This is a genomic window from Pedobacter sp. Leaf41, from assembly GCF_001422545.1.
Classification (GTDB): Bacteria; Bacteroidota; Bacteroidia; order Sphingobacteriales; family Sphingobacteriaceae; genus Pedobacter.
On record NZ_LMLE01000006.1, the window covers coordinates 348667 to 369972 of the forward strand.

Here is a 21306-nt window from a genome sequence, read left to right on the forward strand (position 1 = left end):
TTTTCGCTTTTAAAAAATGGTAACAAAAAACAAATCTTGATAAAATTTTTCTGGGATATTCAGATAAACGGTTGAGAATTATGTTGCAATTGTATGTATTTGAAACGTAATCCGCAAGAAAAAGTTTAAAATGTTTATAAAAATAATGTATGTGAAAATATTTTTGTAGTTGCAAAAACTTAAAAAACCTCATATTTGCAGCAAATAAGCCCTTATATGACCAAGCAACAACTTTTCGAGCAGATACAAAAAAAGCGTTCATTTTTATGTGTCGGATTGGATTCTTCATTGGATAAAATTCCAAAACACTTGCTGAAATATGAAAATCCGATTTTGGAATTCAATAAACAGATTATTGATGCGACAAAAGATTTGTGTGTTGCTTATAAACCAAACACCGCTTTTTATGAGTGTTATGGTAAGAAAGGTTGGGAAACTTTAATCGAAACCTGGAAATATATTCCACAAGATATTTTTTCTATTGCTGATGCAAAACGAGGAGATATTGGTAATACTTCTGCTATGTACGCAGAAACTTTTTTTAATCAGCAATCATCTGAAATGAGTTTCGATTCGGTTACCGTTGCACCGTATATGGGTAGCGATTCGGTTACACCATTTCTAACTTTTAAAAATAAATGGGTTATTCTTTTGGCATTAACCTCAAATTCTGGTCATGCCGATTTCCAATTACAAGAAATTGGCGAGGATAGACTTTTTGAAAAGGTATTAAAAACGTCGCAAGAATGGGCAAGCGATGAACAAATGATGTACGTGGTTGGCGCAACCCGTGGTTCTGCTTTCGCAGATGTACGCAAACTGGCTCCAAACCATTTTCTTTTAGTTCCGGGTGTCGGTGCACAAGGAGGAGATTTGCAGGAAGTTTGCAAATACGGTTTGAATTCGCAATGCGGATTATTAATTAATTCTTCACGGGGAATTATTTATGCAAGTAAGGGCGAAGATTTTGCAGAAAAGGCAAGAGAAGAGGCTTTAAAATTGCAGCAGGAAATGGAAGAAATATTGGTCAACGCAAATATTGCTTAGCTACAGCTTCACAGATTTTTCCAATCAAAATTTTTATTAGCTACGAAAAACGAAAACTTAAATTTATTTCCGTGTTTTCTGTGTTTCTGGGGCAAACTTCTAACCAACCATGAAATCCAAAATAGATTTAAAACTTATCCTTGCCTTAACTGGCGTTGCCTTAATTTGGGGAACAACGTATTTGGGTATTCGTGTTGCCGTAGAAAGTATTCCTGCCTGGTACGTAACAGCCATTAGGCAAACAATTGCATCTTTAATTATTCTAATCATCCTTATCAAGCAGAAAGAATTAAAGTGGATAGGGTGGGCAAGTTTTAAAAGGCAAATATTGCTTTCTATTTTGATGGTTGTAATTGCGAATGGTATGACCACCGTTGCCGAAAAAACAATTCCAAGTGGATTAACTTCTTTGATAAATGCCACTTCACCTCTTTTGGTTTTTCTAGGATGCGTTTTTCTGGGGATTCAAAAGCCGAGTTTAAAAGGTTTTATTGGTGTATTTGTTGGTTTCCTTGGAATCGTCTTCATTTTTCGGGATGGTATTAGCGACTTACTCGAACCCGGCTATAGAAATGGAATCCTGTCATTAGTGATCGCCGTTTCAGGGTGGACAATCGGTACCATTTATTCGAAAAAACATAGCGGAAAACCGCAGTACATATTTTTAAATCTTTTTTATCAATTTGTATTTTCTGCAATTGTTCAATTGGGTTTAGCCTTGATTTTTTCTGGCAAGGCTGAGGTAAGCTCCTGGAAAACCGAAAGTATCTTTGCTGCGGTTTACCTTGCGGTATTTGGCTCGGTGCTGGGTTATTTCTGCTATCACTACGCGTTGAAAAAGGTTTCTGCATCCGAGGTATCTATCCTAACTTATTTTAATACAGTTATCGCAATATCTTTGGGATGGTTAATTCTAAATGAACATGTTGGTGTAGATTTAATTGTTGCAACTGTTTTGATTATTGCCGGTGTTTTTATTACGAATTATAAGAAGAAAGCGGAAGTAGTGTAATTTTCTTGTCGTTATTTCCACCATAGTGGAGAAATCTTTAAACGAAAACTGAACTATATTCACAGCGCAGAATAAATTAAACCAAAACTTTAGGGAATATTTCAGTATCTTTAATAATGAATTTTCCTGAAGATTTTCTTCATTATGTTTGGCAATTTAGATCGTTTGACAATAATGATTTGAAAACGGCTGATGGAGAAAATCTGAAGATTATTCATCAAGGTTTTTTAAATAGGAATGCTGGTCCTGATTTTAGTAACAGTAAAATACAACTTGGTGAAACGACTTGGGCAGGGAATATTGAAATCCACATCAAGGCTTCAGATTGGTTAAAGCACAATCATCAAACCGATGCAAGTTATGATAACGTAATACTGCATGTGGTTTATGAGAATGATGTAGAAATTAAACGAATGGATGGGTCTGTTCTGCCTGTTTTAGAATTAAAAAATCGCATTGCGGATGAGTTAATTGAGAAGTACGAAAATTTGTTTCTAACGTTAACTGATTTTCCCTGCATTGCTCAAATTAAAACTGTAGATAAATTAATTGTCGATTCATTTTTATCGAGAACATTAATCGAGAGATTTGAGCAGAAAACACATGCAGTAATAGAAACACTCAACGAATTAAATGGCAATTGGGATGAAACTTTCTATCGGTTCATGGCCCGAAACTTTGGTTTCAAGGTAAATTCTTTACCTTTCGAACTCTTCGCGAAGGCGATACCACAGCAAATCTATAGCAAGCATAAAGATAATCCCCTGTTAATTGAGGCTTTAGTGTTCGGTTCAGCCGGTTTTTTAAATGATAATTTTAAAGAAGAATATCCTGCAAGGCTTAAACGAGAATTCCTGTTTCTCCAAAAGAAATATAAAATACAACCCATTGAGGTTTCCATTTGGAAATTTATGCGAATGCGCCCTCAAAATTTCCCAACCATTCGTTTGGCGCAATTTGCAGCACTGGTTGTAAAAGCAAATCATCTATTTTCGAAAGTGATGGCGATCAGTGGTGTTGCTGAGCTTCGTAGATTATTCGAAAACCTCCCTGTAAACGACTATTGGAAAACACACTACCATTTTAAAAAAGAAACGGAGGCAGTAAGTATTCAAATAGGTAAAACATCAATTGATAATATTTTGCTTAACACTGTCGCTTTGTTTCTATTTGCTTATGGTAAACATACCGCGACACAAACCTATGTGAGCAGGGCGATTAAGTTATTAGAAAGTTTACCCTCAGAGCAAAATGCAATTACTGAAAAATTTACCGCTGCAGGTGTAGTAATAGAAAACGCTTTTGCATCGCAAGGGATTTTGCAATTGAAAAAACAATATTGCGATCAGAAAAAATGTCTATCTTGTGGTATTGGTATAAAAATTTTAAAGCAGGCATAACTACTTAAATTTAACCAAACTTTCTACCTTATAAATTGGTTTATCCATTATGGAATTTCCACACGAACTTAAAGAGCTTTATCCCGATAAAATTATCGAAGTGAGAGGCAACGCCGATGCTTTGACAGTGATATTGAATGCCGATGTTGATATAGAAAAATTTAAAGATGATTTAAAGAAAAAGTATTCAGGTTTACAAGAACAACAAATTTTATTCATTAAACATGAAAACAGGCAAGACTTCGAAAAGCTCATTTTAGAATAGGGCAACTTCGAATTTAATCGAAATTAAATTGTTAAATTAGTGCTGATAATTCGCTTTCCCTTTTGATATTGATAAACAATAAATAAAATGAGCTAACCATGTTTCAAAGAATCATCACCTATTTCGAGCAACAAAGTTTTGGCGTATCAACATACCTGGCCAATAAACTAAATATGAGTACGGCGAAAGTACGTTTGTTTTTTATTTATTCATCTTTCCTGGCTGTTGGTTTTCCGATTCTGTTTTATTTCCTGGCAGCGGTTGTTTTGGACATTAGAACCTATATGAAAAAGATTAGGTTAAGGATTTGGGAATAGAACCCCAAACCCCTGAACGGGCTTTCCCTTTCTAGTGTTTGATTAATGCGCCTCAGTTATACCTCTTCATTTCAGAACAGGTATCTTCAACCTTATACTTCTTGCTTTTCTTTCCCACTTTAGGGGCAAGGGCGTTACTCCTCCCTCAAAATCTCTGCAATTTCATTAAAGCCCTTTTCTGCTGCTAAATCTGCTGGCAATTTTCCGCCTTCCATGCGTAAGCCTACTTCTGCACCATGCTCCAAGAGCAAAATAATTAATTCTATGTTTCCTAATTGTGCGGCGGTATGTAGCGGCGCCAAGCCAGCTTTCTGACAAACGTTAGGGTAAGCACCGGCATCTAAAAGCATCTTCGTGATGTTTATGTTATTAGCCGCAACTGCGGAATGAATCGGAAAAACGTTAAATCCATTCTTAGATGCTAAGTTCACATCGGCACCTTTGAGTACCAAAAATCTAGCTAATTCTTCATGACCGAAATAACACGCTAGACCCAATGGCGTAAAACCATCATCAGAGAACTTATTAACATCATCAGGGTTTTGGAAAATGAGTAGGGTAGCGGTATCGAATTTACCTACGGCGCAAGCTTCAAACAAAGTCAGCTGATTAGAAAATTCTGCAATTATATCTGCTATGCTTTGCTTTTTATAATAACAGGCTAGTAGCAATGGAGAAATGTGGTGAGAAGTATTCGTGTTAGCCAGTTGTGGATTTTGAATCAAAATCTCTTTTACAGCCTCCAAATTTCCTGCTTCAATTTGTTCTTCGAGTTCCGCTATACTCATGTTATTGATTTTAGTACAAATTATCGATTTAAATTAACAAAAAATTAATGGAGTTTTACATATCAGGTTTAAATATATCTAAGTAACAGGCAAAATACAAGATATGCAATTTCTAGGAGAAGGTTTTTGATAGAGTTTAGAACGTTGGTTAAATAAAACCGACAAAAGCGGAAATACTTTTTGGTTGTTACAATCTTAAATACATTGTCATTCTGAGGGTTAACTTATTTCATAAAAATCAATATGAATGACGTTTTTACAGCGGGGTATTTATTTGTCTTAGCCAGACGGGCTTCTTTCTTTTGGCACTAAAAGAAACAAAAGTGCCGGCTGAAAATTTTTGTTTTAAAGTTTCTGCAAAGGCTTGAACAGTACAGCCCCAAAAATTTGTTAGGCCGGTTTAAAGTAGAACGGAGAAACAGTACTTTGGCCTTAAAAACTGCAAAAACAAGTCAAGCTTAAGTCGATTATTTATAGATAGTTAAGAAATAACGTCAATTGTAGGCACGAAGAATCTGCAAGCTATGCAACAGACTCTTCGTGCCTCAGAATGACAGAAGTTTGATCAAGATTGTAGCGGATGGCAGGGCGACAGCTGCGATGAAAAAACGAACATTCTTTTTCTAAAATAAAAATCCCGTTTAACCTCTCCAGGTAAAACGGGATAAAACCTAAAACAAAATCCGTTTCATTTGACAAAACGTACAACTTGTGTGTTGTTGAAATAATAGACAAGTTTTTCTGTTTAAGGTTTAATACTGGCTTAATAATTTTATTTATTTTAAGGCTGATTTAAAAACGCAAGAGATACAACTATATATTTTATATTTGTTCAATATTAACATTAGTACAGAAAATGGCGGTAAGGGGAAACCAGTTTAAAACCAACACATTCAGAGATAAAGGTGCAGAAAATGCGTCAGGTAGGCCATCGTCAAATCGCCAGCCGAAAGAAAAAAGAGAATATTTACCAAGTTTCGACTTGCAGGATGGACGTGCAATAAAAATTGTAGGTCTGTTTTTTGTTATCCTTTCACTTTACTTTTTAATAGCTTTTACATCTTATTTATTTACCTGGCAAGATGACCAGAGCTATGTAATTGATGCTAACGGAGGCTGGGGAAATTTGTTTAAAACCGCTGAAGAGCTGAAAGATTCGGGCGTTACTATTCCGGTTGTACAAAACTGGTTAGGTAAATTTGGTGCCTTATTATCTCATCAATTTATTTACGAATGGTTCGGTATTGCTTCGTTTTTATTTGTGTTAGCTTTCTTCATTATTGGATATAGATTGTTATTCAAGGTTAAAATTCTTTCCATTTCTAAAACTCTAGGTTACAGTTTTTTCTTCTTATTGTTCATCTCCCTTACCCTAGGTTTTGCTCACGGCTTTTGGTCGGAGTCGCCACATTATGTGGAGGGGGAGTTCGGTTATTGGAGCAATAAATTATTGGCGGCGCAAATAGGGGCAGCTGGTGTAGCTGGCTTAATTGCTTTCGCCGGTTTAACTATTTTGATCATCGCTTATAACATCGATTTTAAATTTCCGGAGCGTAAGGAGAAAGAAGTTTATCTGGATAACGAAACGCCTGATTATGTAAATGAGGTGAGGGAAAAATTTTCTCAAAATAAAGAAGTGGAGGAAGCATCGGCACCGATCGAGTTTCCTGTGCGTGATAAAGCTCCCATAAGCACCGAACGCAGACAGCAAAATGTAGTGATACAACCTAACCGTTACGAAGGAAAAGAGGAAGAAGAAGAGGTAATTGCTCCTGTAACTTTATCGCCGCTGGCTACGAATTTGCCGTTATCAACGGCTGCAACAGTAGCCACTTCTTTGCCTTTAACAGTGGAGCCGACTGTTCAGGAGGAAGAAAAGGAACCTGCTTTTACAATTGAAAAAACGGAAGAAGAGAAAAAATCGGAAGATTTAGTTGAACAATTTGGTAATTACGATGAGAAGTTAGATTTAGCGGGTTATAAATACCCGACAGTCGATTTGCTAGAGAATTATGGCACCAATAAAATTTCTGTCAACGCCGAAGAGCTGGAAGCCAATAAAAACAAAATTGTAGAAACGCTTAATCATTATAATATTGAAATTGATAAGATTAAAGCTACTATCGGGCCAACGGTTACACTTTATGAAATTATTCCAGCTCCAGGCGTAAGGATTTCGAAAATCAAAAATCTGGAAGATGATATTGCGCTTTCATTAGCTGCGCTGGGTATTCGTATTATTGCGCCAATGCCTGGAAAGGGAACAATTGGTATCGAGGTTCCAAATCAACACCCGGAAATGGTGCCAATGCGTAGTATTTTGAATACCGAAAAATGGACATCAAATACAATGGATTTGCCGATAGCTTTAGGTAAAACCATCAGCAATGAAGTTTTTATAGCTGATTTGGCTAAAATGCCTCACTTATTGGTTGCCGGGGCTACGGGTCAGGGTAAGTCGGTTGGGATTAACTCCATTTTGGTTTCGCTGTTATTCAAAAAACACCCGGCACAATTAAAGTTTGTATTGGTCGACCCTAAAAAGGTAGAGTTAACTTTATTTAACAGAATAGAGCGCCATTTTTTGGCTAAACTTCCTGGAGAAGCTGATGCGATTATTACCGATACCAAGAAAGTGGTTAATACACTGAATTCACTGTGTATTGAAATGGATCAGCGTTATGATTTATTGAAAGATGCTCAGGTTAGAAATCTAAAAGAGTATAACGATAAATTTATCAAGCGGAAGCTGAACCCAAACAACGGACATCGTTTTTTACCTTTCATCGTTTTAGTTGTGGATGAATTTGCCGATTTAATGATGACGGCTGGTAAAGAAGTAGAGGCACCAATTGCCCGTTTAGCGCAGTTGGCTCGTGCCATTGGTATCCATTTGGTTTTAGCTACTCAACGTCCATCTGTAAACATTATAACCGGTACCATTAAAGCCAATTTCCCTGCAAGGTTAGCATTTAGGGTGCTTTCAAAAATTGACTCAAGAACAATTTTAGACAGTGGTGGTGCAGATCAGTTAATTGGCCGTGGAGATATGCTTTTATCTACCGGAAGCGACTTAATCAGGCTACAGTGTGCTTTTGTTGATACACCGGAAGTAGATCGGATTTCTGAATTTATCGGTAATCAACGTGGCTATTCGGATGCCTATCAATTGCCAGAATATATAGATGAGGCTGGCGAGGGCAGTAAGGCCGACTTCGACCCGAACGAGCGTGATAAGTTTTTTGAGGATGCTGCCAGATTGATAGTGATGCATCAGCAAGGCTCTACATCTTTAATTCAACGTAAACTGAAGTTGGGATACAACCGTGCTGGTAGAATTATCGACCAGTTGGAAGCTGCCGGAATTGTTGGTCCGTTTGAAGGAAGTAAAGCTCGGGAAGTTTTATATCCTGATGAATATTCTTTGGAACAGTTCTTGAATGGTATGGATGACAAGAGCTAGATTAAACCAATACTGAAAATTCTGCTCTAACGTTTCAAAGAAAAAAATTAAATATACAAGATGAAGAAATTAATTTCAGCATTATTGGTTGTAGTTGCTTTTACAACATCAACTTATGCTCAAACTGATGCAAAGGCGAAGGCGATTTTAGCAGAAGTAAGTAAAAAATACAAATCGTATAACATTGTTAAAACAGATTTCTCTTTCACTTTGGATAATCCAAAAGCTAAGGTAAAAGAAACACAGCAAGGTACTTTGTATGTAAAAGCCAACTCTAATAAGTACAAGGTCGCAATGACAAATCAAGAGTTATTTAGCGATGGTAAAAGCCAATGGACTTACCTTAAAAAGGACAAAGAAGTGCAAGTGAGCAATGTAGATAACAGCGGCGATGCCATTAATCCTGCAAAGATCTTTACCGTTTACGAAAAAGGTTTTAAATACATTTATACTGGCGAAGAAAAAGTTGGAGCGAAAACCTATCAAATGATAGATTTGACTCCGGTAGATGCAAAGAAATCAATTTTTAAAGTTCGTTTAAGCATTGATAAAGCAGCTAAGCAAATTGCGAATGTGGTGTTGTTTGATAAAAATGGAAACAAATACACTTACAATGTGAAAACTTTTTCTCCTAACGTAAATATCCCGGAGGCTACTTTTGCATTCGATGCAAAAAAATATCCAGGTGTTGAAGTGGTAGATTTAAGATAATTTTTTCCGCTGAGCGGGAAGTGATTTTGAAAAGGTTTAGTTGGAAACAGCTGAACCTTTTTCTGTTGCAAGATGTACCAATTTCCGTTTGTCATTCTAACCCAATGAGGAACTCTTATGTGGTAGCATGTCGCTTGGAGTGACTGTAATCGTTCAAATAAGCCATTACAAATGCGATTAAAAAAATCATGCCTGTCTTTATGAATGCTGCATAGATTTCTCTAAGTTTGTTGCAATGTCGTTGCCACTAACAAACCATACTTTAGAGAAGCTAGAGCAATTGCTTTTTGCAATGGGTTTTAAGGTTCGCTATGAAAAAGGTAACTTTAAAACGGGCTCGTGTCTTCTGGAGCATAATAAGATTATCGTGGTTAATAAATTCTCCAATTTGGAAGGAAAAATAGCAGCTTTAGTTGCTTTGGTTAAACAAACCAATCCTGATGAAAATATATTAGACGAAAAGCAACGACAATTTTTTCATTCTTTACAACAAACCGAATTATTTTAATGCAAGCGCAGGTAGCAGATTATAGATGTAGAAAGGAAGGTTCATTACGATGAAAATTACTTTTTTAGGCACCGGTACATCACAAGGGGTTCCTGTAATTGCATGTGACTGTGAAGTTTGTATATCTACCGATAAGAAAAATAACAGGTTAAGAACATCAATTTTAATTGAAACTGACGATAAAACTATTGTTGTCGACAGTGGTCCTGATTTTCGTTATCAGCTCTTGCGTGAAAAGGTGAAGGATTTGGATGCGGTTTTATTTACCCACGAGCATAAAGATCATATTGCTGGTTTAGATGATATTCGCCCTTTTAATTATTTGCTACATAAGGTTATAGATGTTTACGCTACAGAACGTGTTCAAACTGCTTTAAAAAGAGAATTTTATTACATTTTTGCAGAAACTAAATATCACGGTTTGCCGCAAATTAATCTTCACACCATTAACAACGGCGAAGATTTTAAAATAGGGGAGATTACGATTATACCATTTGAAGTCATGCATCATTTATTGCCGATCACTGGTTATCGGATTGGCGATTTTACTTATATTACTGATGCGAAAACTATTCCCGAAGCTAGTTTTGAAAAAATAAAGGGAACAAAAATATTGGTGCTAAATGCCTTGCAGCATGAACCACATATTTCTCACTTTACCTTAAACGAAGCGATGGAATTTTCGCAAAAGGTTGGTGCAGAGATTACTTACTTAACGCACATCAGTCACAATTTGGGTTTGCACGAATCTGTAGAAAAGCATTTGCCAACTAACATTAGGTTGGCTTACGATGGTTTGAAAATTGAATTGTAAATCTCTGTTTCCAAAACATAAAAAAAAATTATATTTGCACTCCACTTACTCGGGTGGCGAAATTGGTAGACGCACCAGCTTGAGGGGCTGGCGCCCGTATGGGTGTGGGAGTTCGAATCTCCTCTCGAGTACCGCTTATAACAGCTAACATTCTGATTGTTAGCTGTTTGTATTTTAAAAATGCTCTTTTTTTTAACCTAATCTGTTCATTTTTTAACTTTTTGATTTTCTAATATTTTGATCCTTAAGCGCTTGTGAAACGGTGTTTTTTGGGCCTTTTACATTAATTTTTTCTAACGTTTTGACCTACAATCCGTTAAGGTTTTTGTTGTTTTTACTCAAAATTAGATGAATGCTATTAACCTTAGGCTTCAACTTTAGAACACTTTTGTTCATTTTTGAAGTTGGATTTTAAAATTTCATATATAATTTGGCGTATCGAGCCTATAAATTTAAAGTCGTTTATGGCGTTAATTTCAGTTTCTTTCAATGTCGGTTTTCTTAACGCTCTTCTTATTTGTGTAACCTCTATTTTCCTACTGCTGCCATTATTTAACATCTCGTTTGTTGATTTTATTACCAATAGCTTTTTTATACCTGCTTTTTTGAGATTAAATTGTAAGAGCTCATTAAAATAACTAGAAGTAAATATTCCTTGGTCCCATGTTAAGTAATCTTTGAATATTATTCTAACCAAAAGATGTTTTTGTAGGATATCCGATCTTCTATACACTTTGTAGAAATTGAATCTGCCAAACTTAAATACCTTCAATACATTTTCAATATTTACTTTGTCGAGCAATAGGTTATTAGACATACTTTCTATTTGTTTTTTTTCAGTTTTAAACTCTTCTCTGTACCTATGATATACGGATACTGAAATTTGATCGGCTATGAATTTCTGGTCTAACTTTGTAGTCTTTTCTTTTAGATGTCGAAGCTGCCTTGCTTTTTCTTTCTGTTTCTTGTTTTCGTCTTTTAATAATTCATCTGATAAGCTTAGTAGTGAGCTATTCAGTAAGTGAAATAGGTGTTTTTGCAGTGTAGTTTTCTTTAATAATTCTTCAAATTTCTTATGCATGATTTCTCCAGGAATATTTATACTGGGATGATCAACACATTTATAGTACAAGTAGTATTTTCGATTTCCCTTTTGACCATCCGGCAGTCATACTTTTCCCACACCAGCATTTTAAGACGCCTCTAAGTGGAAACCCTTCATCAGTCCTCAATTTCATTGGTTGCTTATTACTTGGTAATCTCTACGCGAGCCAATATTCAGCTTCTGTGATAATTGGCTCATGATTAACTTTCACAAATTTTTCCGGTAGATCTTTGTATGCCGGTACCTTACAAATCTTGATTTGAAATTATTAATACTATCAAATGTTAAAATAGTATTAATGGGTTTATTCAATATGAGTTAGTTTTGATTTATCAATTAATAATTAGTTGGACATATCATTTACTAACCAAATTAAACTTTATGAGTAGAATTTTTTACATCACATTTGCTTGCTTTCTTTTTGTACTGATGAGCGCTGATACAGTGCTTGCGCAACAAAGAACTATAAAAGGGAATGTAGTAGACGAAATTGCCAAGCCCTTGCCTGGTGTTATAATTTCTGTCAAAGGAGAAAACATCCAAACCTCTTCTGATGATAATGGAAATTATACAATAACATTGCCTGCAAAAAGCAATACACTTATTTTCAAAATGGTGGGCATGATAACTAAAGAAATTGCGGTTGCTTCAGGTGAAAACACTGTTAGAGCTAGACTGCAACCCGATCTTAAAAATCTGGATGAGGTTGTCGTTGTTGGATATGGTACGGTTAAAAAAAGCGACCTCACGGGTTCTGTTTCGACATTAAAAGGAAGTGAACTCAATCGAACGCCTTCGGCTTCTGTAGATCAACTTTTGCAAGGTAAAATACCTGGGGTTCAGGTTATATCCGGTTCAGGACGACCAGGTGCTGGAGCCACTATACGTATACGCGGAACAAGTTCATTAAACGGGTCAAATAGTCCACTAATGGTTGTAGACGGCTTTCCTTGGGGTGATGCTGGTAATTTGAAGCAGATAAATCCTGATGATATCGAATCGATTGAAGTATTAAAAGATGCTTCATCCGCAGCTATATATGGCTCAAGAGGTGCTAATGGAGTCATCCTGATCACCACAAAAAAAGGTAAGCTCGGGCAGTCTAACATTTCATTAAGCACACTTAATACGGTATCTGCTATGTCTGCCAAGCCTGACCTTTGGAGAGATGCCATTGATGAGGCAACTTTTGCTAATGAAGCAGCTTTAACAGGAGGTACCCCTGCAAACCAACTGCCATATCTTGGTGAAATACGAGGGGGAGTTTATTTTCCTTCCATAGCAGAATTACGAGGCCTTGACCCTTCGAAGCCAAAGTGGCCACACAATACCGATTGGGTTGATTTGGTGTATCGCAAACCATTCTCTCAAAGTTATACACTAACTGCAGATGGAGGAAGTGAAAAAACTAAATACGCTATTTCAGGAAATTATTACAAAGAAGAAGGTTTGGTCATTAAAAATTTCTATGATCGCTTCGCCACTAGATTAAACTTAGACCAAAAACTTACCGATGCTATTAATGTGGGTACTAACGTAATTCTTACCTATACGAAAAACAACGGTGTACAGGTTAATGCAGATCGCACAAGGGTTTTTCCAGTTTATGATGATAAGGGAAATTATTTCAGAACAAGTCCCACAGATTTTGGACACCCATTGGCAAATGCCAATGAGGTATTGAACACTAGTAAAACAATTGATGTACTGGGAACAGTTTATGCCAACGCTAAAATAACCAAATGGTTACAATTCAGAACGCAACTAAGCTCAAAATATGGTAATTCAATAGGAGACGTATATGAGCCGTCAATTGTGACCTTTAGAGGATTTGAAAGCAATGGCTATGGTGCAATAAATAATTTTAACACTACAGAATTGCTGACCGAAAATTACCTAACCGCAATTAAGAACTTTGGGAAAGACCACAGCATTAATTTTGTTGCAGGATACTCTTTTCAAAAATTTAATACAAGAACCAGTGACTTGATAGGAAATGGTTTTGTTAACGATAATATTCAAAACGAAAACTTAAGCACAGCAGCAAACAGGATTATCTCTAATGGACTCTCAAGATCAGAACTTGCATCATGGTTTGGAAGAGCTAACTATGTCTTTAAAGACCGTTACCTTTTTACCTTAACAGCCAGAGCTGATGGTTCAAGTAAATTCGGATCCAATAACAAGTGGGGTTATTTTCCATCTGGTGCAGTGGCGTGGAAAGCAAGCGAAGAAGAATTTATCAAATCACTCAATGTTTTCTCGGAACTTAAATTTAGAGTGAGTTATGGGCTTACAGGAAATCAGGGCATTAGCCCATATCAAACACTGGATAGGTTTGGAACAGCCAGATATTTTACTGGAGATGGTTTTCAGACAGGATTTGGTCCAGGTTTATCAGGTGCAAATAATGAGCAGGGTTTAACAATCGTTGGAGGCTTAGGGAACAATAGCTTAAAATGGGAAACTACCACCTCACTAGACTTGGGTGTGGATATTGGTTTCATGGATCAGAGGTTTAGGTTGACTATTGATTATTATAACAAAAATACTGATGATCTTCTAAGGTTGAGAACTATCGCGCCTTCATCAGGCTTTGATGAACAATGGATCAATGATGGTGAGATTAATAACAAAGGTATTGAGATTGGCCTTAACGCGGATATTATTAGAAAGAGTGAATTTTCTTGGAACGTTGGGGTTAACTTCACGCGCAATCGGAATAAGGTGGTCAGCATGGGAGAAAAAAACCGGGTTGATGTGGGAACCCTCTATGAATTGGTTAGACAAAGAATTCTAACCTACACGGTAGGACAGCCGATGTTTGCCTATTATGGTTATAAATCAAATGGGATAATACAAACGGTTCAGGAAGGTATTGCCTCAGGTTTAACAGGAGCTGCTGCGCAACCAGGTGAGATAAAATATCTTGATATATCTGGACCAAACGGAACTCCTGATGGAGTTATTGATGGCAATGATAGAACCATTATAGGAAATCCGACTCCGGACTTTTTATATAGCTTTAATACAAACTTAAAGTACAAAAGATTTGACCTTTCCGCTCAGTTTTACGGGATTTATGGTAATGATGTATTTGATTTTAGAAAGCTGACACCAAGCAGGCAGATCATGCGTTGGACACCGGATAATCCGAGTAACGAAATTCCTAGAGCAAATAATACAAGAGGTTTTCTAGCTTCAGATTTTTTCATCACAGATGGCTCTTTCTTGCGTATTCAAAATATAACTCTTGGATATAATTTTAAGGCCAACCCTGTAAAGGGGATAAAAAGTCTAAGGGTATTCTTTTCTGGTAATAATCTTTACACCTTCACCAAGTTTAATCCAGGGTTTGATGCAGAACTTGGAGAAAATGGTGTTAATGAGGGTGCGTATCCAAGACCAAGAGCAATTTCAATAGGGTTAAATGTTGGCTTTTAATTTTAAAATCATGAAAGTAAAAAAATATATATACAGTGCATTTGTTTTTGCAACAGTTTTATCAAGCTGTCAGAAATTAGAAGAAAAGCCTTATGGGTTAGTGAATACCAGTTCCTTTTATAAAACAGAGGCAGACGCAAATTCAGCATTAGCCTATGCTTATTCGATACTTCCCGAGGTCGGTTATTACTCCCGGGGTTATTACATCATTACTGAACTTCCTACAGAGAACTTAACGCAAAAAGGTGATGCAGGAGTCTCTAATTTTGAATTGGATGAGATCAGGACGACACCGGCAAATGCGGATTTGGATAATTTATGGACCTATTTATACCGAGGCATCGCAAGAGCTAATTCAGTGATCGCAAATGTTCCAAATGTAGAAGGTATCACTGCTGCTAACAAAAACCAAATTATTGGGGAAGGGTATTTTTTGAGAGCTTTGCACAATTTTAATCTGGTGCGATTGTTTGGAGCAGTTCCGTTAAGAACAGATGTTATTGCTGATGCAGGGCAGGTTCCAATGGCTAAATCATCTATAAGCGATATATACAATCTCATAGAAAGTGATCTAAAGAACGCAGAGGGTTTAATGAGTGTTGCTAAAAATAAAGAGGGTAGAGCGAACAAAGTTGCTGCGCAGGCTTTATTAGCCAAAGTATACCTGCATTTAGCCTCCTCTAAAAGTTATAATTCTCCCGGATATGCTTTTGTTGATGATGCAGAAACAAAGTATACAAATGCAAAGACTTATGCTGCTAAAGTGATTAATGAACAGTCTGTTTTTGGGTTCACCAATACACTGGTTGACATTTGGAATACGGCCCTATATAAGACATCTGGAAGTGTAACCGAGCATATCTTTGATGCTGCTGTTGACCGATTAGGTGTAAGAGAAGGTGAATATACAAAATTACCAAATATGTTTCTTGGCTCTGATCGCCCCATGTCTATTCCCTATAATCCAAGTAATCCTTCCAGTCCGGTAATCAACATTGGACAAGGCTGGAATCATTTTAGGACAGAAGCCGGTCATTATAATAGTTATGCAAACAATGACAGGCGTAAAACAGATCTTATAGTGTCTTCCTATACTAATTCTGGAACTGTTTACAATCTTGATATCAATTCTGCTTCAAGACCATTTTCTAGAAAATTTATAGACCCAGGACGTGATGCCGATAAAATGAATGCAAACTCTCCTATTATTCGCTACTCCGATATACTTCTTGTTTATGCGGAGGCTGCTGGACCAAGTGAAGGATATTCAGCTGTAAATAGGATAAGGGCTAGGGCTGGACTTGGTGATTTGCCACCATCTCTGAGTGTAAAAGCATTCCGTGATGCTGTAATACTAGAAAGGGCTTGGGAACTTGCATTTGAGGGTAATCGTCTATTTGATTTACGCCGTACAAATGGCATGGAAAAAATGGCGCAGGATTACAGAAAAACAATTACCAGTGGAGCATATTTCTTTCCTATACCACAAAGAGAATTAGATACTAATCCGTTAATGAAACCATAAATATTCAACAATGAAAAGGAACAATAAACTAGTGGTTGTAATATTAATGATTACAACAATTTTATTCAGTGCTTGCCAAAAAGACCCCTATGATGATGTTGTTAGCAATGAACGCTCCATCGAAGCGGTGACCTTACAAGATGGGTTGGCACAAATAGGACCTGCAGTTGTAGATAGACAGGCGGGAACCGTAGCAGTTAAGGTACTGGTTCAGGCAGGCACAAATCTTTCAGCTGTTTCAGCCCAGATTCAAACATCTTATAAATCTGAAATAAAACCTTTATCTGGTGAGAAAGTAAATTTTGCAGCCAACAATAATAAATATAAATATACAATCACCTCAGAATCTGGAAAATCAAGAGAATGGACAGTTGAACTTATTCCATTTACAGAAACACTCCTTGGAACTTATACAATTCAAAAACAGGTTGTTTATGGAGGGACCGGGCCTGAATATGGCGGTGGTGAAGTAATAGATTTTTCAGCTAAGCCCTGGTTATGGTCAGCGACTACTGGTCCTTCATTAGAATTGGATAACAGGCTCACTTTTGAGTTCCAAGGCGTTACTGCTGAAGGCAAAACGTATGGTAAAGTAACAAATAGTGCAGGTGCAGACGGAAAGTATGCCAATTACGTATTTATAGGAAATCCTCAAACAGACGTAAACAATTTTTATAGAAAAATTCCGATTGGCGAAGGTAAGTGGGAACGAGATTATACAGCGAATGTTGTGAAATTTACTTCATCAACAGGCATCGTTTCAGTCGCAACTTTCAGAGGAGCTGGTAGCTTGTCTCTTGGAAACAATAACAATAAAACTATCACAGATAGTTCTTTTGACTTTCCATTGGAAGGGGTGGATGACTATAGCAAGATATACTCCGATTACGACAAGGTTGTCAGAAAGCCTAGAAGATTTTGGGTCGATGTGAAAAAGCTATAAGTAACGAGTCAAAGTTAAATATCATCTAGATCCGCTGGATGAAAATTATATTTTTAAAATAAAAAATTATGAGAACACAGATTGTTAACGGAATGATATTTCTAGCCTTACTCGTTTGTACTTCATGTAAAGGTGGTGAGGATATAATTCCAGAGACGGGTGGTGATGGTATCAAACCACCAGTTGGGGTATCAATTTCACCTTTTAAAACAATTAATTACCTCAATGGGATTTCTGGAAATAAAACGGTGGCAGGCATGCACAATCGCGAACCAAATTCAGATCCAACCAGGTGGACCGAGGAAGTAAAAACGGTGACCGACAAATATCCTGCACTTTGGAGTGGAGATTTTCTTTTTCAGGCAGATAATATTAATAATCGTCAGATTATGATCGACCAAGCTGTTAACCAATGGAAAAAGGGAGCAATTATCAATATCATGTGGCACGCTTGCAATCCAGCCAATGCTCAGCCTTGTGGCTGGGATGATGGCAAAGGGGTAATGAGTTCTTTAAATGATGAACAGTTCACACAATTAATTACCGATGGAACTGCAATAAATACCAAGTGGAAACAGATGATGGACGAGGTTTCTGTTTATCTTCAGCAATTAGAGGATAAGGGTGTGGAAGTTTTATGGCGTCCGTTGCACGAGATGAACCAAGGGAAATTTTGGTGGGGGGGAAGGCCTGGAGCCAATGGCACTAGAAAACTTTATCAAATTACACATGATTATATGACCAAAACAAAAGGTTTGTCGAATTTGATTTGGGTATGGAACATACAGGATTTTGGTAGTTTGGCAAGTGATGTAAATACCTATAATCCAGGTGATAATTATTTCGATGTGGTGTCAATGGACATGTATTTCTCTGATGGCTCAGGTTATACTGCATCAAAGTACAAAACAATACTTGATATAGCCAAGGGCAAGCCAATTGCAATTGGAGAATGCGAAAAATATCCTACTCCCCAACAGTTATTAGAGCAGCCTAAATGGACCTTCTTTATGGGATGGTCTGAATTGGTATTTAAAGAACAGAGCAATACCCAGGCGCAGATTAAAGCATTACACAACGCGGTAAATGTGGTAACACTCGACGAAATGCCTGGTTGGAATAGATAAATTTCAGCACTGCATATTTATTTTAAGCAACTTAAAATAGGATAATCGTCAAAATAAAAAAAGTAAGGAATTTATTAAAAAGAATGGATCAAAAATTAAAATTCAAAGAAAAAGCTGCTTACGGATTTGGGGATTTTGCCTCATCCATGTTTTGGAAAATTTTTTCGGTGTATCTCCTATATTACTACACAGATGTTTTTGGGATATCGGCAGCTGTAGTTGGTACCATGTTCCTGATCACCAGAATATGGGATACGGCCTTGGATCCAATTATTGGGGTTATAGCTGACAGAACCAATACGAAATGGGGCAAGTTCAGACCTTATTTATTGTGGGTAGCTGTCCCTTTTGGGGTAGTGGGCGTACTTACTTTCACTACACCTAATCTAAGTTTAACAGGTAAAGTAATTTATGCATATGTTACCTATACCCTAATGATGATGGTCTATTCAGCAATCAATGTGCCATATGCCTCTCTAATGGGTGTGATGACATCAAACATCAAAGACCGAACTGCGCTTTCTACCTTTAGGTTTGTTTTCGCTTTTGCGGGTAGTATCCTGGTGTTAGCTTCAGCAGAGCCCTTGGTGAGTTATTTCAGCCAAACAGCTTCAGGAGTTGATTCTCAACGGGGTTGGTTGTTTACCATGATTCTATATGCTTGCATTGCTGCCGTTTTCTTCTACTTCACATTTGCATGGACAAAAGAGAGAATAAGTCCACCAAAGGAACAGAAGACATCCCTTAAAGATGATTTGAAAAATTTAGCCACAAACAAACCTTGGTTCATTTTGCTGGGAGCCGGGGTGTCAACGCTAATATTCAATTCCTTAAGAGATGGATCAGTCATTTATTATTTCAAATATTATTTTCAAAGCCAACAGGCCTTCCAATTACCCATATTTAAGGTCGCCATTAATTACAGCACACTTTACCTGGTTTTGGGACAGGCGGCCAACATTGTTGGAGTCATTTTGGCAAAACCAATCTCGGATAAAATTGGTAAGAAAAATACCTTTCTCTATGCAATGATGATTGCTGCACTTTTAAGCTGTGTGTTCTATTTCTTCAAAGAAAACGACCTAATATTAATTTTCGCTTTTCAATTTTTGATTAGTATATGTGCTGGCTGTATTTTTCCACTACTATGGTCCATGTACGCTGATATTGCGGACTATTCTGAATGGAAAACCGGAAGACGCGCAACCGGGCTAATCTTTTCCTCGTCCTCCATGTCGCAAAAGTTAGGCTGGACACTCGGAGGTGCCCTAACCGGATGGATGCTTGCAATTTATGGTTTTGAAGCAAATGTTTCTCAAACAATAGAGACACAAAGTGGCATCAGGATGATGTTAAGTTTTATACCCGCAGCAGGTGCAGCCCTCTCGGCAGTTTTCATTGGTTTTTACAAATTAAATGATTCATTAATGAATACAATATCCGGAGAACTGGAACAGAGAAGAACAAAAGATAAAATAGAGCAAGAAAATTAACAACTCGTTATCTATTTAAAAATCTGATAACCAATTAATTGAATAATAGTAGAATGTATAGAAATATACTATCACAAGTAAAATAAATACATAATAAGAGCATGACATCCATTTTTAAGAATCGTATAGCGCTTTTAGAAAAAGCACAGGATTTACTGATAAACAAAGAAAACCTGAAAGAAGAAGAGGGCAATGGAATATTCGAAAGATACAAATATCCAGTACTTACCGCGGCACATGTGCCATTAACATGGAAGTATGATTTCGATCCGACTTCTAATCCATATTTTATGGAACGCATTGGCTTCAACGCAGTGTTCAATGCCGGAGCGATAAAGTACAAAGGGAAATACATTATGGTTGCCCGCGTGGAAGGATCTGATAGAAAGTCATTTTTTGCTGTTGCAGAAAGTGATAATGGTATAGATGGATTTAGGTTCTGGGATTATCCCATTGTTTTCGATGCCTACGAAAATGCGGATACTAATGTTTATGATATGCGTATTGTGGAGCATGAGGATGGTTGGATTTATGGTCTATTCTGCACAGAGAAGCGTGATCCGTCTGCTCATGTTGGAGACCAAACCTCAGCGTTGGCACAGTGTGGTATAATCAGGACTAAAGATTTAAAAAATTGGCATCGGTTGGCAGATCTTAAAACTCCCTCTCCACAGCAAAGAAACGTGGTTTTACATCCAGAATTTGTAGATGGCCAATATGCCTTTTACACAAGGCCACAGGACAGTTTTATAGAAGCAGGCAGTGGTGGTGGAATTGGTTTTGGTTTATCAAAATCTATAGAAAATGCCGAAATCGACAACGAATTTATTCTTTTTAAGAAACAGTACCATACCGTCTACGAAGCCAAAAACGGACAGGGTCCAGCTCCATTAAAAACCGAAAAAGGTTGGCTACATTTAGCGCATGGCGTAAGAAATACTGCCGCTGGGTTGAGGTATGTCTTGTATATGTTCATGACTGACTTAAATGATCTTACCAAAGTTATTCATAAGCCTGGAGGATATTTTATCGCTCCAGAAGGTGAGGAAAGAGTTGGTGATGTTTCCAATGTTGCGTTTTGTAATGGTTGGATTTTGGATGAAGACGGGAAAGTTTTTATTTACTATGCCTCATCTGATACACGTATGCATGTTGCAACTTCAACTTTGGAAAAACTTAGTGATTATGTAATCAACACTCCAGAAGATGGCTTGAAATCATCCTTAACTGTCGAGACAATTGTGAATCTTGTTAACAAAAATAAAGCAACAACTCTTGCAGAACCGCAGAACAACAAAAGTTTATCCTATTAGCAAATTTTGTGAAGAGAGTAGAATAGGAGTT

17 protein-coding genes and 1 tRNA gene are annotated in these 21306 nt (G+C 37.0%); 16 read left to right on the forward strand and 2 right to left on the reverse strand.

All coding sequences use genetic code 11. From position 1 onward, the window contains the following. Nucleotides 1–216 precede the first annotated feature (216 nt). The 5 genes from pyrF to ASE92_RS08860 all read left to right on the forward strand — a co-directional run bounded on the left by pyrF (nt 217) and on the right by ASE92_RS08860 (nt 4041). A complete protein-coding gene (gene pyrF, locus ASE92_RS08840) occupies nt 217–1047 on the forward strand; it encodes an orotidine-5'-phosphate decarboxylase (protein WP_056849740.1) in 831 nt (276 codons plus the stop codon). 109 nt (nt 1048–1156) lie between these two features. After that, on the forward strand, nt 1157–2059 hold the full coding sequence (locus tag ASE92_RS08845; RefSeq protein ID WP_056849741.1) for a DMT family transporter: 903 nt from the start codon (nt 1157–1159) through the stop codon (nt 2057–2059). A 116-nt stretch (nt 2060–2175) separates the two neighbouring features. After that, the gene (locus tag ASE92_RS08850) at nt 2176–3459 is read left to right on the forward strand and encodes a DUF2851 family protein (RefSeq protein ID WP_056849742.1); all 1284 of its coding nucleotides are present in this window, start codon (nt 2176–2178) and stop codon (nt 3457–3459) included. Nucleotides 3460–3508: 49 nt separating this feature from the next. Then, nucleotides 3509–3724, forward strand: coding sequence for a hypothetical protein (locus ASE92_RS08855; protein ID WP_056849743.1), 216 nt, complete (start codon nt 3509–3511; stop codon nt 3722–3724). 98 nt (nt 3725–3822) lie between these two features. Continuing rightward, nucleotides 3823–4041, forward strand: a complete 219-nt coding sequence (locus ASE92_RS08860) for a PspC family transcriptional regulator (protein ID WP_056849744.1) — start codon at nt 3823–3825, stop codon at nt 4039–4041. Nucleotides 4042–4175: 134 nt separating this feature from the next. Here ASE92_RS08860 and ASE92_RS08865 read toward each other — a convergent pair whose 3' ends face one another. Then, nucleotides 4176–4829, reverse strand: coding sequence for an ankyrin repeat domain-containing protein (locus tag ASE92_RS08865; RefSeq protein ID WP_056849745.1), 654 nt, complete (start codon nt 4827–4829; stop codon nt 4176–4178). A gap of 856 nt (nt 4830–5685) precedes the next feature. Here ASE92_RS08865 and ASE92_RS08870 point away from each other — a divergent pair. The 5 genes from ASE92_RS08870 to ASE92_RS08890 all read left to right on the forward strand — a co-directional run bounded on the left by ASE92_RS08870 (nt 5686) and on the right by ASE92_RS08890 (nt 10456). Continuing rightward, nucleotides 5686–8292 (forward strand): DNA translocase FtsK, encoded by a 2607-nt coding sequence (locus ASE92_RS08870; RefSeq protein ID WP_056849746.1) that lies wholly within the window; start codon nt 5686–5688, stop codon nt 8290–8292. Nucleotides 8293–8352: 60 nt separating this feature from the next. Beyond that, entirely contained in the window at nt 8353–9003 is a 651-nt protein-coding gene (locus ASE92_RS08875) for an outer membrane lipoprotein carrier protein LolA (protein ID WP_056849747.1), read from the forward strand. 235 nt (nt 9004–9238) lie between these two features. Next, entirely contained in the window at nt 9239–9511 is a 273-nt protein-coding gene (locus tag ASE92_RS08880) for a hypothetical protein (RefSeq protein ID WP_056849748.1), read from the forward strand. Nucleotides 9512–9560: 49 nt separating this feature from the next. After that, on the forward strand, nt 9561–10325 hold the full coding sequence (locus tag ASE92_RS08885) for an MBL fold metallo-hydrolase (protein WP_056849749.1): 765 nt from the start codon (nt 9561–9563) through the stop codon (nt 10323–10325). 47 nt (nt 10326–10372) lie between these two features. Beyond that, nucleotides 10373–10456 (forward strand) — tRNA-Leu (locus ASE92_RS08890). A 233-nt stretch (nt 10457–10689) separates the two neighbouring features. Here ASE92_RS08890 and ASE92_RS08895 read toward each other — a convergent pair. Next, the gene (locus ASE92_RS08895) at nt 10690–11406 is read right to left on the reverse strand and encodes a hypothetical protein (RefSeq protein ID WP_056849750.1); all 717 of its coding nucleotides are present in this window, start codon (nt 11404–11406) and stop codon (nt 10690–10692) included. Between the two features lie 405 nt (nt 11407–11811). Between ASE92_RS08895 and ASE92_RS08900 the strand changes: the two genes are divergently transcribed. The 6 genes from ASE92_RS08900 to ASE92_RS08925 all read left to right on the forward strand — a co-directional run bounded on the left by ASE92_RS08900 (nt 11812) and on the right by ASE92_RS08925 (nt 21275). Continuing rightward, nucleotides 11812–14874 (forward strand): TonB-dependent receptor, encoded by a 3063-nt coding sequence (locus tag ASE92_RS08900; RefSeq protein ID WP_082454988.1) that lies wholly within the window; start codon nt 11812–11814, stop codon nt 14872–14874. 10 nt (nt 14875–14884) lie between these two features. Then, nucleotides 14885–16399 (forward strand): RagB/SusD family nutrient uptake outer membrane protein, encoded by a 1515-nt coding sequence (locus ASE92_RS08905; protein WP_162237750.1) that lies wholly within the window; start codon nt 14885–14887, stop codon nt 16397–16399. A 10-nt stretch (nt 16400–16409) separates the two neighbouring features. Then, nucleotides 16410–17342 carry a hypothetical protein gene (locus ASE92_RS08910; protein WP_056849753.1) on the forward strand — a complete coding sequence of 311 codons (933 nt, stop codon included), beginning with the start codon at nt 16410–16412 and terminating at the stop codon, nt 17340–17342. 68 nt (nt 17343–17410) lie between these two features. Continuing rightward, nucleotides 17411–18469, forward strand: coding sequence for a glycosyl hydrolase (locus tag ASE92_RS08915; protein ID WP_200926376.1), 1059 nt, complete (start codon nt 17411–17413; stop codon nt 18467–18469). 83 nt (nt 18470–18552) lie between these two features. Then, nucleotides 18553–19962 (forward strand): MFS transporter, encoded by a 1410-nt coding sequence (locus ASE92_RS08920; protein ID WP_056849754.1) that lies wholly within the window; start codon nt 18553–18555, stop codon nt 19960–19962. 101 nt (nt 19963–20063) lie between these two features. Continuing rightward, nucleotides 20064–21275, forward strand: coding sequence for a glycosidase (locus ASE92_RS08925; protein ID WP_056849755.1), 1212 nt, complete (start codon nt 20064–20066; stop codon nt 21273–21275). Nucleotides 21276–21306: the final 31 nt, after the last annotated feature.